This is a genomic window from Pseudomonas sp. GX19020 (assembly GCF_023371075.1).
Classification (GTDB): Bacteria; Pseudomonadota; Alphaproteobacteria; order Rhodobacterales; family Rhodobacteraceae; genus Pseudogemmobacter.
In genome coordinates, this window is record NZ_JAMCCR010000005.1 from 37,531 (window position 1) to 52,322 (window position 14,792).

Annotated in this window: 10 protein-coding genes and 1 riboswitch; of the genes, 6 read left to right on the top strand and 4 right to left on the bottom strand. The window is 61.3% G+C overall.

The window, feature by feature from the left end:
• Positions 1-3: 3 nt before the first annotated feature.
• From M3484_RS10615 to M3484_RS10630, 4 genes are all read left to right on the top strand, one after another.
• Entirely contained in the window at positions 4-945 is a 942-nt protein-coding gene (locus tag M3484_RS10615) for an ABC transporter permease (protein ID WP_283258401.1), read from the top strand.
• Positions 942-1,784 (top strand): ABC transporter permease, encoded by an 843-nt coding sequence (locus tag M3484_RS10620; protein ID WP_092902342.1) that lies wholly within the window; start codon positions 942-944, stop codon positions 1,782-1,784. The genes M3484_RS10615 and M3484_RS10620 overlap by 4 nt, the downstream gene beginning before the upstream one ends.
• Positions 1,781-3,355 (top strand): dipeptide ABC transporter ATP-binding protein, encoded by a 1,575-nt coding sequence (locus M3484_RS10625; protein ID WP_249496845.1) that lies wholly within the window; start codon positions 1,781-1,783, stop codon positions 3,353-3,355. Before M3484_RS10620 ends, M3484_RS10625 begins: the two co-directional genes overlap by 4 nt.
• 130 nt (positions 3,356-3,485) lie before the next feature.
• Complete coding sequence (locus M3484_RS10630; protein WP_171909619.1) at positions 3,486-4,376, top strand: LysR substrate-binding domain-containing protein; 891 nt, start codon at positions 3,486-3,488, stop codon at positions 4,374-4,376.
• A gap of 696 nt (positions 4,377-5,072) precedes the next feature.
• Here M3484_RS10630 and M3484_RS10635 read toward each other — a convergent pair.
• Both M3484_RS10635 and aceB read right to left on the bottom strand, forming a co-directional pair.
• Positions 5,073-6,680, bottom strand: coding sequence for an isocitrate lyase (locus M3484_RS10635; RefSeq protein WP_249496846.1), 1,608 nt, complete (start codon positions 6,678-6,680; stop codon positions 5,073-5,075).
• A 77-nt stretch (positions 6,681-6,757) separates the two neighbouring features.
• On the bottom strand, positions 6,758-8,380 hold the full coding sequence (aceB, locus tag M3484_RS10640) for a malate synthase A (RefSeq protein ID WP_249496847.1): 1,623 nt from the start codon (positions 8,378-8,380) through the stop codon (positions 6,758-6,760).
• A gap of 157 nt (positions 8,381-8,537) precedes the next feature.
• Between aceB and M3484_RS10645 the strand changes: the two genes are divergently transcribed.
• Complete coding sequence (locus tag M3484_RS10645; protein ID WP_249496848.1) at positions 8,538-9,983, top strand: helix-turn-helix domain-containing protein; 1,446 nt, start codon at positions 8,538-8,540, stop codon at positions 9,981-9,983.
• Between the two features lie 43 nt (positions 9,984-10,026).
• Here the strand turns inward: M3484_RS10645 and M3484_RS10650 are convergent, their stop codons facing one another.
• Positions 10,027-11,055 carry a methionine synthase gene (locus M3484_RS10650; RefSeq protein ID WP_249496849.1) on the bottom strand — a complete coding sequence of 343 codons (1,029 nt, stop codon included), beginning with the start codon at positions 11,053-11,055 and terminating at the stop codon, positions 10,027-10,029.
• Positions 11,056-11,078: 23 nt separating this feature from the next.
• The gene (locus M3484_RS10655) at positions 11,079-12,062 is read right to left on the bottom strand and encodes a DUF1852 domain-containing protein (RefSeq protein ID WP_249496850.1); all 984 of its coding nucleotides are present in this window, start codon (positions 12,060-12,062) and stop codon (positions 11,079-11,081) included.
• Between the two features lie 157 nt (positions 12,063-12,219).
• Positions 12,220-12,419, bottom strand: a riboswitch (cobalamin riboswitch).
• 560 nt (positions 12,420-12,979) lie between these two features.
• On the opposite strand from M3484_RS10655, the gene M3484_RS10660 reads away from it, so the two are divergent.
• Positions 12,980-14,767: a monovalent cation:proton antiporter-2 (CPA2) family protein gene (locus M3484_RS10660; RefSeq protein WP_249496851.1), complete on the top strand. Its 1,788-nt coding sequence runs from the start codon at positions 12,980-12,982 to the stop codon at positions 14,765-14,767.
• The last annotated feature ends 25 nt before the right edge of the window (positions 14,768-14,792 follow it).

Below are 14,792 nucleotides of genomic sequence, written 5' to 3' on the forward strand. Positions count from 1 at the left end.
TCACTGGGCAGATTTCTGATCCGAAAGACCGCGATCGCGATCGCCACCATGGTGGCGGTCTCGTTCCTGATCTTTCTCGCACTCGAAGTGAATATCGAGGAAGTCGCCGTCAAGGTGCTGGGGCAGTATTCCACCGCCGAACAGCGCGCGGCCTGGCTGTTGCAAAACGGCTATAACGACCCGTTCCTGATCCGCTATCTCCGCTGGCTGGCGAATTTTGTCACCGGCGACTGGGGGCAGTCGACCTATTACCGCGCACCGGTGATGGATATGGTGATGCCGCGCCTTGGCGCCTCGGCACTTCTCGCCGGCGGCGCGCTTCTTGTGATCATCGTATTCGGGCTTGGCCTTGGAATCCTCGCGGGGATGCGGCCCGGCACCGTGCTCGACCGGGTGATTTCGGTGTTCTCCGTCATCACCACCTCGATCCCGGATTTCGCCTCGGCGGTGTTTCTGTCGGGGATCTTCGTCTTCTGGCTGGGACTGCTCCCGGGGGCCAGCACGATGATTACCGGATTCTCCTTCCGCGAGCTGATCCTGCCGGTCTCGGTTCTGGGACTGTATTCGATGGGTTATCTGGCCCGCGTCACCCGCGCCTCGATGGTTGATGTGATGTCGACCCATTATATCCGCACCGCGCGGCTCAAGGGTGCAAGCCTGTCGCGCATCGTGCTGCGCCATGCGCTCCGCAATGCGCTGATCACGCCCGTGACCGTCATCATGCTGCAACTTCCCTGGCTCCTTTCCGGCGTGATCGTTGTCGAGGTGTTCTACGCCTATAAGGGCTTTGGCACCCTCCTCTATGACGCCGCGCTGAACCAGGACATCTATCTGATCGAAGCCTGCGCGATGATTTCGGTCCTCGTCGTCGTTCTGAGCCAGATCCTTTCCGACCTGCTCTATGGCTGGCTGAACCCCCGTATCGAGCTGGGAGCAAAAGCATGAAGGCGCTGACCCCTTACCTGCAAAAGCCGCTGGTTCTGATCGGTGGATTCCTCGCATTCGGCTGGCTGCTGGTCGCCATCCTGGCGCCGGTCCTCGCGCCCTATAACCCTCTGCAAACACTGCAGCCGCTGGTCAAACCGCTGAGCACCGGCACCAATGGCGAATATTTCCTTCTGGGCACCGACATGCTCGGCCGTGATATTCTTTCGCGACTGATCTGGGGCGCACAGACGGTGGTGATCTATGCCACGCTTGCCACCCTGACCGCCTATATTCTGGGCCTGAGCTTTGGCCTGATCGCGGGCTATGTCGGCGGGCGCACCGATGCGGTGCTGTGTTTCCTCGCCAATGTGATCCTCAGCTTCCCGGTGCTGGTCCTTTACATCGTGATCATCGTGGTGATCGGCGCCTCTCCGGTGAATATCGTAATTGCGGTGACCTTCAGCTCGGCCCCGGCGATCTTCCGCATCGTGCGCGCCATCACCATTGACGTCGCCAGCCGCGATTTCGTCAAAGCCGCGATCACGCAGGGTGAAAGCACCTGGCGCATCCTGTTTGTCGATATCCTGCCGAATACGACCGGGCCCCTCGCGGTCGATTTCTGCCTGCGACTTGGCTATACCGCCATCACCATCGGCACGCTCGGCTTCCTCGGTCTCGGCCTGCCGCCCCCCACCCCTGACTGGGGCGGTATGGTGAATGAGGGCCGCGCCATGGCCATCGCCTTCCCGCATCTGGTGGTCTTCCCCTGTATCGCGATCTCGACCCTGACACTGGGCCTCAGCCTGCTGGCCGACGGGCTGCGCGAAGTGAATGATGCGAAGGAGCGCCAGGCATGAGCGACGCATTGCTTGATATCCGCAATCTCTCGGTCGCACTGCCGAAAGGTGCCGACCGGCCTTTCGCGGTCCAGGGCGTCACGCTGGATGTGAAACCGCGCGAGATCCTTTGCATCGTCGGCGAATCCGGCTCGGGAAAATCGGTGCTGACCGCAACCCTTATGGGGGCCGCGCCAAAGGGTCTTTCGGTCGCCGGCGGCGAGGCCCTGATGGCGGGCCAGGATCTGCTGACGCTATCGGAACGGCAATGGCAGAAGATCCGCGGCAAAGAGATCGGCATGATCTTTCAGGAGCCGATGGCGTCGCTGAACCCGGCCCTCACGGTGGCGAGCCAGATCGAAGAAGTCTTTATCCTCCATTCAGATATGTCAAAGGCGGATCGCGCCCGCGAGGCGCGGCGCCTGGTCGAGGCGATGCATCTGCCCGAACCCGACCGCATCCTGAAAAGCTACCCGCATCAGCTTTCGGGCGGGCAATGCCAGCGCGTGGTGATCGCGATGGCGCTGGCGATGAGCCCGAAACTGCTGATCGCCGATGAGCCGACCACAGCGCTGGATGTGACCACCCAGGCCCAGGTGCTGAAACTGATCCGCGAGCTGCGCGACGTGCATGGTCATGGCATCATCTTCATCACCCATGACCTTGGCGTGGTGGCCGATATTGCCGACCGTATCGCGGTGATGCGGCGGGGCGAGGTGGTGGAACTTGGCACCGCCGAGCAGGTGCTGAAAAACCCGCAGCATGACTATACCAAAACCCTGATCGCGGCAGTCCCAAGCCTTGTGCCCCATGACCGCCCTGCGCCCGAGGCCGCCAAACCGGCGCTGGAGGTCACGCAGCTGAACCACTCTTACGGCGCGAAACAGGTGCTGCATGACATTCAAATTTCCGTCGCCCCTGGCCGGGTGCTGTCGATCGTCGGTGAAAGCGGGTCGGGCAAATCGACCATCGCCAAGAACCTGATCCGGCTGATCGACCCGACTTCCGGCAAGATCGTGGTTGCGGGCGAGGATATTCTGGGAGCAAGCGGCCCCGCCCTGCGCGGAATGCGCAAGCGGATCCAGATGATTTTCCAGGACCCGTTCGGGTCTTTGAACCCGCGCCGCCGGGTCGGGCCGATGATCGCCCGCGCCGCCGTGCTCTCGGGCGCCAGCCGCGCCGAAGCCGTCACCCGCGCGAAAGAACTGCTGGAGCTGGTAGGTCTGGAGCGCAGCGCCTATACCCGCAGACCGGCCGCCTTTTCCGGCGGGCAGCGGCAGCGGATCGGGATTGCCCGCGCGCTTGCGATGCAGCCCGATGTGCTGATCGCCGATGAAAGCGTCTCGGCGCTGGATGTCTCGGTCCAGGCCCAGGTGCTGGATCTGCTGGCCGAACTCCAAAAACGGCTGAAGCTTGCCGTGGTGTTCATCACCCATGACCTGCGTGTCGCCGCCCAGATCAGCGACGAGATCGTGGTCTTGAGCAAGGGCCATGTGGTCGAGCGCGGCCCGGCAAGCGAGGTCCTGACCCGACCACAGCATCCCTATACCCGCGAGCTGATCGCCGCCGCCCCCGGGCGCGACGCATTCTGAGGCCGGTGGGCAAATGCCCCGCATTCCTGCATCAGACGGGGCCTTGACGCGCGGCAGGCAGAAGCACAAGGTTCGGGGCGCGCCCGGTCGGCGCGCCCCCGTTTCCTGTGCCGGGAGCCCTGCCCTTCCGATGTCATCCGCCCCCTCCCTGACTTCACTGCGCGCTTTCGCGACCGTTGGCCAATGCCTCAGCTTCACCGAAGGCGCGCATCGCCTTGGCGTCACGCAAAGCGCGGTCAGCCGGCAGATCCGCCAGCTGGAAAGCACGCTCGACATCGCGCTTTTTCGCCGCATCGGCAATGCGGTTGAACTGACCGAGGCCGGGGCGATCCTGCATGAGCGCCTTGCCGGAGCCTTCGATCTGATCGACGATGCCGTGCAGGAAGCGCGCAAGTCTGTGCCGCGCCAGAAGCTGACCCTGCTGGCCCCGCCAACCTTTGCCGCGCGCTGGCTCTCGCGCCGGCTGGTCTCGTTCCGGCAGCGCTTCCCCGATCTCGATCTCTCGCTGCATCTGAGCCCCGATGACAATGTGCGGTTTGACTGTGTGATCCGGTTCGGCACGGACCCGCGCGATCGCCAGTCATCGACCCGCCTGATGGTCGAGCAGCATATTGCGGTCTGCGCGCCCGATCTCTGGGCCGATCCCGAACGGCTGCGCGCAAGCTGCCTGCTTTACGTGCTGGACCGCGCGCTCCGGCTGCCCACCTGGGATAACTGGTTTGCCTCGGCCCAGCATGATCGCCGCGATCTGCCGGAAAACGCGATGGAATTCGCGACGCTGGACATGGTGACACAGGCTGCAGTCTCGGGGGCGGGTCTGGCGGTGATCGACCGCAATATGATCGAATCCGAGCTGGATTCCGGCGCGCTGATCCAGATCGATCCGGTGGTGGTGACGGGCCCTTACGGCTATTGGCTGGACATCCCGACCGAGCGGCTGGCCCGCAGCAGGGTGGTGCATTTCGCCCGCTGGATGCAGCAGCTGGCGCTGCAGGGAACGCGTGCCCCGGCCGGCGACTGACCAGACGGGCAGGCAAATGCGTGCTGATGTCTGAGATTAGAGTGGACGCCGCAGAAGGGCGTGTCGCGGAACCGCTGATCAATCCCCTGCATCAGCCCGCGGCTCTGCTCCGTTTCACCCGCAGGCTCGTGGAAAACAGATGAGCGCCAGACCAACAGAAGGCGGCACTGCACGCCGATCCACAATGCTGGATGGTGCCGTCCTATCGTCCCGTTCGGCATTGAATCTCGGCCCAATGGCGCCGATGGCTTCGATCCCCAAACCTGGCATTGAGGACAGTATCCGTTTCCTCATGCGCCTCGGCTGCGGGCCTCTTGCGGCCCCGCTAGAAACATCCGCCGCCCTGTCGAAAGCCCTTCTTCCACTGGTGGATCAACGTCGGACGCATGACGTATTCGGCCGCAAACTCCGACACAATGCGCGCCCTTGACCGCTTCCGGCCCCACGCGCGCCTTAAAGCCCGCGTCATGGTTCCTGCGTATCCGCATTCCTGATCTGCATGCCACTGGAGACCAGCAATCGTCAGGTCGCAGCCTCCGTCACTGTTCAATCCTGGAAGAGCAGCTCACCCAGCGGAAGGTGAAAATGGTGCTGACCCCCATCGCCGCCGGACTGCATCAGCGGCATGACGGACGGCGCCGCCCCTTTGACAGGACGGCGCCAATTGCCGGGAGAGCACCGGCAATGATCGCGGGATTACTCGGCCGCGAACTGGTTCATGGTATTGGCGTGCCCGCCGGCTTTCAGCGCACGTTCGCCCGAGACCATTTCCTTGAAGGTATCACCAAGATCCGAGCCGACCTCATGCTGGTGCTTCACCGCCGAGACGCCGCGACGGATTTCCTCGCGCTGCACGGTTTTGACATAGGCGAGCATCTTCTCCTCACCGAAATAGCCCCGGCTGAGTTCATCGACCGATTTCGCAGTCAGGTGGAAGGTCGGCAGCGTGATCAGGTTGTGGAACACACCCGCCCGCGCCGAGATATCGGTCTGGAAGCGCTGAAGTCGCTGATCGGCCTCGCGGCCCAGATCGGTCGCGTCGAAATCGGCCTTCATCAGCTCATTGCCATCGGGGTAGTCGGCGGCTTTGATCCGGCCCGCTGCGAGCCATTCGTCGCGCACCTGTTTCCGAAGGTTCAGCGTCCAGTTGAAGCTGGGCGAATTGTTATAGGTCAGTTTCGCATTCGGCACCGCCCTGCGGATCTCGGCGACCATGCCGGCGATCTCATCCACATTCGGGGTGTCGGTTTCGATCCAGAGCAGATCGGCGCCGCCCTCGGTCAGGTTCGCGATGCAATCCTCGATCACCCGGGCGCGGCCGGTGCCTTCGCGGAAGGGGAAGAGGCCATTGGGCAGGCGCTGCGGGCGCACGAATTCACCGCCCTGGTAAAGCGCAAGCTCGCCTTCCTGGATCGGATTCTCGTCGGTGATCGGCTCCACCTTCAGCCATTTGATATATTGGCTGGCCAGATCGCCCGGGCGGGCGGAGACCGGCACTTTCTGCGTCAGCCCCGCACCAAGACTGTCTGTGCGCGCGACGATCACGCCCTGATCGATGCCGAGTTCCTCGAATGCGAGGCGGCAGGCGCGGAGTTTCTCGATGAAATCCTCGCGCGGGACAGTAACCTTGCCATCCTGATGGCCGCATTGCTTGGCGTCTGACACCTGGTTTTCGATCTGGAGGCAGCAGGCCCCAGCCTTGATCAGCTCTTTCGCCAGCAGATAGGTTGCATGTTCATTGCCGAAACCGGCATCAATATCGGCAATAATCGGTACGACATGGGTTTCAAAACTGTCGATGGCGGCAATCGCGGCGTCGCGCTCGGCGTCCGTTTTCGCGGCTTTCAGGCTGCGGAACAGATCATTCAGCGCCACCTCATCGGCCTGGCGCAGCGAGGTGTAAATCTCCTGGATCAGATCGGCGACTGCGGTTTTCTCATGCATCGACTGGTCGGGCAGATGGCCCCAGCGGTTGCGCAGCCCGGCAACCATCCAGCCGGAAAGATAGACGTAAGTGCCTTTCGCGGTGCCGCGCATCCGCTTGACCGCCTTGATCATCTGCTGAGCATGAAAGCCCGACCAGCAGCCCAGCGATTGCGTGAATTTCGATGCATCCTGGTCATAGGCCGCCATATCGGCGCGCATCACTACCGCCATCTCGCGCGCGATCTCAAGATGGCTCTCCCAGGAGTTCTGCAGCCTCAGCTGCACAATATCGTCCACCGAGACACCGGCCGCCGTCTGGCCGGTCGGGTAACGCTGCGCAACCTCGCGGCGCAGTTCTGCATAGGTCTTGCGGGTCATGGGAGATCCTTTCGTAACAGAGGAAATGCTGGCAGGCACAGGCCCGCCAAAGGGGGAAAGCGTGGTCAGCCGGTCCATCAGTCGAGCGCGTTCAGCACGTCATAGCCCGGCAATGTGATGAAATCGGGCGGCGTCGCGGCGAGGATCGCCTCATGCACGATCCGGGAGGCCGAGGCGTAATGGCCCCGGTGGAAGCCGGTCGGCCCAAGGCGGCCCAGGATCGCGACGATCTCTTCCTGGATCAGCGAGGCGAGCCATTCGGCGGTCAGCTTCGTGTGGTCGCCATCGGACAGCGTCACTTCGGCCCCGTGGCGCAGCCATTGCCAGAGCTGCATCCGCGCGATCTCGGCCGTGGCGGCATCTTCCAGCATCCCGTTGATCGCCACAGCGCCACGGCCCTGCAGCCATTGCGCCAGATATTCGATCGCGACCGCGATATTGCCACGCAGGCCGGCCTCACTCACCCGTCCGTCATGCGGTTTCAGCAGCATTGCGGGGTCGATCCGGTAATCCTGCCGTGGGCGGCGGATCTGGTTCGGGCCAGGCATCGCGGCGTCGAACACCTCCAGCGCAACCGGCACGAGATCCGGATGCGCCACCCAGGTGCCGTCATGACCCAGGTTCACCTCGCGCTCTTTATCGGCACGGACACGGGCAAGCGCGGCCTCTGTCACCTCCCGGTTGTCGCGCCCTGGCACCATGGCGGACATGCCGCCCATCGCATGGATGCCGCGCCGATGGCAGATCTTGACCAGCCGCGCCGCATAGGTCGCAAGGAAAGCGCGGTCCATCGTCACCTCGGCCCGATCAGGCAAGACATAGTCGGGATGCGCGCGCAATGTCTTGATATAGCTGAATATATAATCCCAACGGCCGCAGTTCAGCCCGGCGATATGGTCGCGCAGTTCCCAGATAATCTCATCCATCTCAAAGGCGGCGCGCAGCGTCTCGATCAGCACGGTCGCCTTGATGGTGCCAGGCGCCAGATCGATTGCTTCCTGCGCGTGAAGGAAGATCGCATTCCAAAGCCGCGCCTCGCGGTGGTTTTCCAGTTTTGGCAGGTAATAGAACGGACCGCGCCCGTCAGCGGCGAGTGCCTTGCCGGAATGGAAGATATGCAGCCCGAAATCGAACAGCGCCGCCGGGATCGGCCGCCCGTCGATCAGCAGATTTGCCTCGATGAGATGCAGCCCGCGCGGCCGCAGGATCAACAGCGCCGGATCATCTTTGACTTCGCGGGTCTCGCCGGATTTCGGATCGGTGCCGCGAAGCGCGTGATCGCGGTAATCGAGCAGGTTCACCTGCCCCTGGATCATGGTGTCGAAGCGCGGCGCGCTTGCATCTTCCAGATCGGCCATAAAGACCTTCGCACCGGAATTCAGCGCGGTGATCATCGTCATGCGATCCGCCGGGCCGGTGATCTCGACCCGGCGGTCCATCAGTTCCCGGGGCACCGGAGCCGCCTCCCAGATCCCCTGACGAATGTCTTTCGTCTCGGTCAGGTATTCCGGCAGCATACCCAGATCATAACTGTGCTGACGCGCGCGCCGCGCGGCCAGAAGTGCGTCGATCTGACCAGAAAATGCGCGATGCAGCCCGGCGAGGAATGCCAGCGCGTCAGGCGTCAGAACCCGGTCGGCGCCAGGAACTTCCCGCAGGATCACGGGCGGCAGGCTATGGGGCGGACGGTCGAGCGGCATAACGATTCTCCGATGTGACTCTGGCGTAAAGTCACTATGGTAATGTTATGCCGCATGTGCATTATCTACCTGAAATAAAAGGGTAATGATGTAAGTCTTGTCACATTACCCTTGCGAGATCTGTAAGGTTTGTCACAAGCGGGATGCGAGGAATGACATGACAGGCGAGGGCAAACGGGGCGAAAAGCTGATCATCGGACAGCGTCTGAAGGTGCTGCGGCAATCGCTGGGGCTGACCCAGGCGCAGATGGCAACCGAGCTTGGCGTTTCTGCTAGCTACATCACCCTGATCGAGGCCGATCAGCGTCCCGCATCGGCACAGTTTCTGATGAAGCTCGCGGCAATCTACGATCTGAACATCTCGGAACTTGCCCCGGCCAGTGACGCGCAGCTGGCCGCAGATTTCAACGCGGCGCTGAAAGATCCGCTGCTTGGGGCCGGGCAGATCCCGAAGGTCGAGATCGAGGCCATTCTCCAGGCCTCACCCCGGCTCGCGCGCGCCTTTGTGCAGTTGCATGACCGTCACCGCGAAGCCGTCCTGCGCCCGATGGCGGATGACAACCCGCTGACCGATCGCGATAAGGTCGAGGTCCTTTCGGAAAGCTCGCGCCCGGCCGAGGCGGTGCGGGCCTGGTTCTACGCCCGCGGCAATCATGTCGATGCGCTCGACCGCGCCGCCGAGACGCTGGCGGCGGAATTGCAGCTCCATCGCAGCGAGCCGCATGTGGCCCTCTCGGCCCGGCTTGCGGCGCATGGCATCCGGACGCGCATCCTGCCGGCAGATGTGATGGGGGGGCATCTCAGGCGCTTTGATCTGCATCGCAAGGAGCTGATGCTCTCTGAGCTGTTGCGCCAGTCGAGCCGGCGCTTTCAGATCGGCGTTCTGCTGGCGCGCCTGGAGCAGGAGCCGCTGATCGCGCGGCTGGTGGAGGAGGCCGGACTGACCGCTCCGTCGGCTTTCACCCTGATGCGCGTCAGCCTTGCCAATTACTTCGCCGCAGCGCTGGTGATGCCCTATGGGCGTTTCCTCGGCGCCTGTGAAACAACGCGCTATGATGTCGAATTGCTGTCCCACCGCTTTGGCACCAGTTTCGAGCAGACCGCGCATCGTATGTCGACGCTGCAACGCGAGGGTGCGCGGGGCATCCCGTTCTTCTTCGTGCGGGTGGACCGGGCGGGAAATATCTCTAAGCGCTTTTCGGCGGGGCGGTTCCCCTTCTCGCGCTTTGGTGGCACCTGCCCCCTCTGGAACATCCATGGCGCTTTCGAGACGCCCGATCAGGTACAGACACAGCTGATCCGCATGCCCGAAGGCGCGAGTTATTTTTCGGTTGCGCGCACCGTGACCCGCGCGGGCGGCATGCAGGGGCAACCGGCGCAGCGGCTTGCGATCGGGCTTGGCTGCGATACCGCCTATGCGCCGCGCCTGATCTATGCGGACGGAATCGACCTTGTCAGATCGAAACCGGTCAAGATCGGGCTGAACTGCTATCTTTGCGAACGTCGCGATTGCGCCGCCCGCGCTCATGCGCCGATCAACCGGCCGCTTGCGGTGAATGAACGCGAAAGAAGCCTCGCGATCTACCGCTTTGGGGAAGAGTAACATGCCGCCGGCGCTTCTCCGGCGGCATGGCGATGCGATCTGATTATGCCTGCAGTTCTTTGCGGATAATCTCGGCACCGGCACCCAGAGCCTGCAACTTTGCCCTTGCGATATGGCGCGGCAGCGGTGCCATGCCGCAATTGGTGCAGGGACAAAGGTTCTCGGCATCTACGAATTTCAGCGCTTTGCGCAGCGTATTGGCCACTTCCTCCGGCGTCTCGACCCGTTCGGAAGCCACATCGATGGCACCAACCATCACCTTTTTGCCCCGGATCAGTTCAATCAGATCCATCGGCACATGCGAATTATGGCATTCAAGCGAAATCATATCAATGCTTGACGCCTGCAGCTTCGGGAAGATCTTTTCATATTGGCGCCATTCGGTGCCGAGTGTCTTCTTCCAGTCCGTATTGGCTTTGATGCCGTAACCATAGCAGATATGAACTGCGGTCTGGCATTTCAGACCTTCAACTGCCCGCTCCAATGCGGCAATCCCCCAGTCATTGACTTCATCGAAAAACACATTAAAGGCGGGCTCATCAAACTGGATGATATCGACGCCTGCGGCTTCCAGTTCACGCGCCTCCTGATTCAGGATCGTTGCAAATTCCCAGGCCAGCTTTTCCCGGCTTTTGTAATGCGCATCATAGAGCGTGTCGATCATGGTCATGGGGCCGGGCAGCGCCCATTTGATCGGCTGTTTTGTCTGCCGCCGCAGGAATTTTGCATCCTCGACAAAGACCGGTCTGCTGCGCGCCACGGCACCGGTGACGGTCGGCACGCTGGCATCATAACGATCCCTGATCCTGACGGTTTCTCGTTTCTCAAAGTCAACGCCTTCAAGATGTTCGATGAACGTGGTGACGAAATGCTGGCGGGTCTGTTCGCCGTCGCTCACAATGTCGATGCCCGACTGCTGCTGATCGTCCAGCGCAAGGCGCAACGCATCCTGCCTGCCTTCGGCAAGTGTTTCCCCTTCCAGTTTCCAGGGCGACCAGAGTTTCTCGGGCTCGGCCAGCCAGGACGGTTTGGGAAGACTTCCGGCGGTGGCGGTGGGAAGAAGTTTATTCATAGTGGGGGACCTTTTTTATTCTGTCAAAGCGCGAAACTGGCTGACCATTGCGAAAGCCTGGCCTGATGCGGCCTGATAAAATGCTCTTCCGCGAACCTGGCCTGCTCCAGCGCCAGACGGCTGCGCTCTTCGCGGTCATAGACAATCCGCGTCAGAGAATAGTCCTGATGTTTCAGGCTTGGGTGATAGCAGCTGCCCGCGGCGGCATTGGCGTTGTAGATTTCCGGGCGATAGATCTTCTGGAATGTCTCCATCGTGCTGATGGCACTGATCATTTCCAGATTTGTATAATCAGCCAGAAGATCCCCCATGAAGTAAAAAGCCAGGGGGGCTACGGCGCCCGGCGGCATGAAACAGCGAACCTTCATGCCCATTTTTGCAAAATATCTGTCGGTCAGAGATGCTTCATCCTGCCTGTATTCAGCACCAAGAATAGGATGAGTGATATCGGTTCGAATATAGGTTCTGTTGCTTGACACACTGAGACATATCACAGGTGTTTTGCTGAAATTCTGACGATAGACCTCAGATCTAACGAAACTCCTGAACAGATTTCCATGCAGGTTTCCAAAGCCTTCTGGCTCGGCGAACACGGATTTCCCTTTATTATACTCGGGGAGCGCTATGCTGAAATCATAGTCCCGTACATATGAAGAGAAATTATTCCCCGCGGCCCCATCAATGACCTTACGGCTCTTGTGATCAAGGATTTTTGTCTTCAAAATCTCAATAATCGGGAAAACGCCCGCAGTTTCGGCATCCCCCATATCCATGTCGACAGATATGATCTCAACCCCGACGGAATACCGGTCACCTTCAGGGTTGTCCCAACCCGCCAGAGAATTGAACCGGTTAGTGATCATCGCCAGAGTGTTTCGCAAATTCTCCCGGCGATGTTCCCCTCTGGCAAGATTGGCAAAATTGGTGGTGATGCGCGTATTTTCGGCGGGAATGTAATTCTCGTCGAAGCCAATCTTCGTAACCCTGAAAGTGAAACCTTCTGTCATTGTGACATGCCTTCTGAGCGGCCTGAAAAGACAGGCCGTAAAACCACAGACACTCCGCGACGGATGTCGCGAAGCCGGCCCCGGGCGACAGATGTCACACGGGCCTTTGCAGTCACCTTTGCGGAACGGCCGCTCCCGACACGCCCACCGCGGCCGGAACAGGTGATCAATCCAGGCAGGTTTCCTGACTTGCGGGTCGTAACCTTGTCCGGCCTTCCCGGCGCAGCATATGCGCCAGTGGCATTTCGGACAGGCTCGCCGCTCACAGTTGCGGGGGCAGCTCCGGATTTGGCACTGGCCTTACCGGATTCCCTTTTAACCGGGGCTTCCCCCGGCACCTGAATCAAGTGATAAAATCCTTTGGGAGCCTGGGAATGTCAACGATTTCAAAGGCAGATTATATTCATGAATATCATGAGCGAAACCGGTAGTGTAAGAGATCAGGCTCAGACGAATTTTCTCGAAATACCCCTTGCAGCTGGACCTGTGCCGGAAGGTGCTTCTGCGCGCCAGGTGAATCTGACCGAATTCATACGGATTTGCACCGTTCCGGCCTATATTTAGCCGGTCTTTTTCAAAGCTGGCGCAATCCGGTTGGCGAAATCTCGCAACGCCCCGGGTGCATCACCTGAAACAGGCAGTCTGGCCGTCCGGTTTCAGCCTATATGGCCATCGCGCCTTGCATAATCCTGCGATCTGCCTGTCACGTGGGATGGATATGCGCGGCCACGGCACCTGACGCGACAACACGACCGTTTACGGCATCTTCGGACACATTTGCCATGCTCCGCGCGGCACCGATGAAATCTTTCTCGCCGTGTCACTGGAATACAGCTAACATTTCTCAGGTCACGGGTATGTGATCCGTTGCCCGAATGGTTGTGGCACGGCTTACGATTGCAACAGGAGAACCGCAGATGGCGGAACAGGGCGCGGGGGCGGCCGAAGTGGCTGCGCTTCACGGCGGCGGGGTCGATCTGACCACCATTGTCATTCTTCTGGCCGCAGCGGTGATCGCCGTGCCCTTGTTCAGGCGGCTCGGGCTTGGCTCGGTCCTGGGTTTTCTCGCAGCGGGCCTTCTGATCGGACCATTCGGTCTGAAGGTGATCGAGGATGCCGAGGCGGTCATCCATGTCGCCGAACTCGGTGTTGTGCTCTTTCTGTTTGTGATCGGGCTCGAAATGCAGCCGTCGCGGCTCTGGTCGATGCGCGGCGAGATTTTCGGGCTGGGGCTGATCCAGGTGGTCGGGGCTATCGCGGTGCTGACTTGCGTCGGGCTGGCGCTTGGCTATCCGGCCTCAGCAAGTTTTGTCGCGGGCACCGGCTTTGTGCTGACCTCAACCGCGGTCGTCATGCAGATGCTGTCGGAGCGGCGGCAGATGGAGACCCCGGCCGGGCGGCGGATCATTTCGATCCTCCTGCTCGAGGATCTCGCCATCGTGCCGCTCCTGGCAATCGTCGCCTTTATTGCACCTGGCGCCGAGGAAGCCACGATGATGGACCGGGTGCAAGACATCGGGGCCGGGCTTGGCTGTATCGTGGTGCTGGTTGTGGCCGGGCGCTATCTCCTTGATCCGATGTTCGGATTTCTGGCACGGTTTGGCGGGCGGGATGTGATGACGGCGGCCGCGCTGCTTGTCGTGCTGGCGGCGGCGCTTTTGATGCAGGCGGGCGGGCTTTCGATGGCAATGGGCGCCTTCCTCGCAGGCGTACTCCTGTCGGAATCGAGCTATCGCCACCAGCTGGAAACCGATGTCGAGCCCTTCCGGGGCCTTTTGCTCGGCCTCTTTTTCATGGGGGTTGGCATGGCGCTGAACCTCACCGTGATCCGCGAGAATGCGGCACTGATCGCCTTTTGCGTGCCGGTCTATATCATCCTGAAAATGCTGGTGATCTACAGCGTGGCGCGGCTTCTGAAAACGCCGAGAGCCGAGGCGCGGGAGCGCGCGGTGGTCATGGCCCAGGGCGGGGAATTCGCCTTCGTGCTTTACGCCACCGCCACCCAGGTCGGAGTGCTGACGGCGGAATGGAATGCGACCCTGACCGCCATCGTGATCTGCTCCATGGCGCTCACGCCCCTGATGATGATCCTTTTTGACCGCTTCTCGCCAAAGGCCGAGGTTTCGCTGGAGGGGGTCGAAGAGGCGAGCGGCCTGAACGCCAATATCCTGCTGATCGGCTTTGGCCGCTTTGGCCAGATGGTTAGCCAGCCGCTGCTGAAACGCGGCTATACGGTCTCGATCATCGATTCCGATGCGCAGGTGATCCGCGATGCGGCTGATTTCGGCTTCCGCGTCTGGTATGGCGATGGCACGCGCCTGGATATCCTCAGGAATGCCGGCGCGGCAGAGGCGAGCCTGATCGTCGCCGCCACCGATGACCCCGAAGCCACGCTGAAAATCGTCGGGCTGGTGAAACACGAATTCCCGCTGGTGCCGGTCTTCGCCCGCGCCTGGGACCGGGAACATGCGGTTGCGCTGATGAAGGCAGATGCCGATTTCCAGATCCGGGAGACCCGCGATTCAGCGCTGGCGCTTGGCCACGCGGCGCTGGTGCGGCTGGGCGACACCCCGGAAGAGGCCGATGATCTGATGCAGGATGTGCGGGCCAATGACGTTCAGCGCCTTGCCATCGACTTTACCGAAGGTCTCGCGGCGGGTGCGGGCCTGATCCAGGGCAACAAGGATGCGCCCTCGCATCACTGACGCCCCGATTTACCCCTCGCGCAGT